Here is a 1,385-nt window from a genome sequence, read left to right as displayed (position 1 = left end):
AGATTTAAAAATCCTTCTTTTTTAGAAAAATATTTTAAAAAATTTTAAAATTTTCCCCTTCACTTTTCAAATCTATATTTTAGTAGGTATCAATTAAAAACAATGCCTAATATATTAGCATTTAATAACTATTTATTTCTATTGGTTTTATTATAATTGCTACTGTATTATAATGTCAAGGGAAATTTTGAAAATTTTAGAAAAAAAATTAATATTGCTGAAATAACTTTTACTTTAAAGGGGAGGAACTGGTTCTAAGAAATAGGCTTCACTTCGCTTCGCTTCGCTTCACTTCCATCCTTACTCTTAAAGGACCCACACTCCAGGTATCGTAAATTGAAATTACTGAGACTTTCATCATGGTACCAGATTCTACAATAGTCTTAACTGTATCATATAGATTAACTGCAGATATACTTCCTACAAAACTGGACTTGGGATTAGGAATTATTCCTCCTTTTACGGCTAAAATATTTACCTTTCTTAAAAGAGATAAAAGTATTTTTTCTACTTCACCAGGAATTTCTGAACTTTCAATTTCTTCCGAAATAATTTCTTCATTTATTTTAAAGACCAGTTTATTCTCTAAAAGGGAGAAATGTGCTACTATCGGCTCTCCTTTGATTACATTTATGGAGGATAAAAGTCGTACTATCATCTCTTTATCGCTATTATGTATCTTCTGTACTATATCTTCGAATTCTTCTTGGGCAATAATAAATACCTGACTACTTCGTTCATCTTTTTTAGCTCCTAGAGTTAATGCCTTATCGGAGGCTTCATTTAAAAACCTGATTAATTCTTCTCTTATCTCCTCAATAGTCTTTCCACTTTGAACAATAGTTAGGGCAATTTGCTCATCAGCTTCAAAAATAACTTCTCCTTCCCTAATCCAGGTTATCCCGGAATATAAGGCTTTCACAGTAGCATTTAATTCTTCAACTTCTTTGCTTAACTTGTCTTTTTCTTCTATCAGTCTTTCTCTGGCAATCAATAATTCTTCCAATTGACTGGTTTTATCTTTTATATCTTGAGATAATTTCTGATATTTTTCTTCCATTTCTTGTAATTGAGTAGTTTTTTCATCCAAATTTTTTTGCATAGAAGTTAGTTGTATGTTTCTGGTATCTACTTCCCGAGATAAATAGGAAAGCCTTCCCTTTAACTCTTCTATACCGAATAGGGCAGTTCTAACATCATTGGAAGATATAGCCAGTATAGTGATGGTAATGGCGGCAATTAGGATTCCAGCAATTATAGTAATAAATATCGCAGTATAGTGTGGGCGTAGTCCAAAGATAGTTATTCTTTTTTTACCTACCCTTATACCCATCCAATCACCGACAAAAGCAATCAATCCACTTAATATAATAAGAGTGGAAATT

Annotated in this window: 1 protein-coding gene; it reads right to left on the bottom strand. The window is 31.4% G+C overall.

Translation table 11 applies throughout. The features are described 5' to 3' along the window. Nucleotides 1–268 precede the first annotated feature (268 nt). On the bottom strand, nt 269–1,385 hold a 1,117-nt coding region (locus COZ07_RS04260; protein ID WP_406607346.1), incomplete at its 5' end, for a DUF3084 domain-containing protein.

Origin of the sequence: Candidatus Infernicultor aquiphilus, assembly GCF_002784285.1 — a bacterium.
GTDB classification, from domain to species: domain Bacteria; phylum Atribacterota; class Phoenicimicrobiia; order Phoenicimicrobiales; family Phoenicimicrobiaceae; genus Infernicultor; species Infernicultor aquiphilus.
This window is presented reverse-complemented; position numbering and strand designations above follow the sequence as displayed.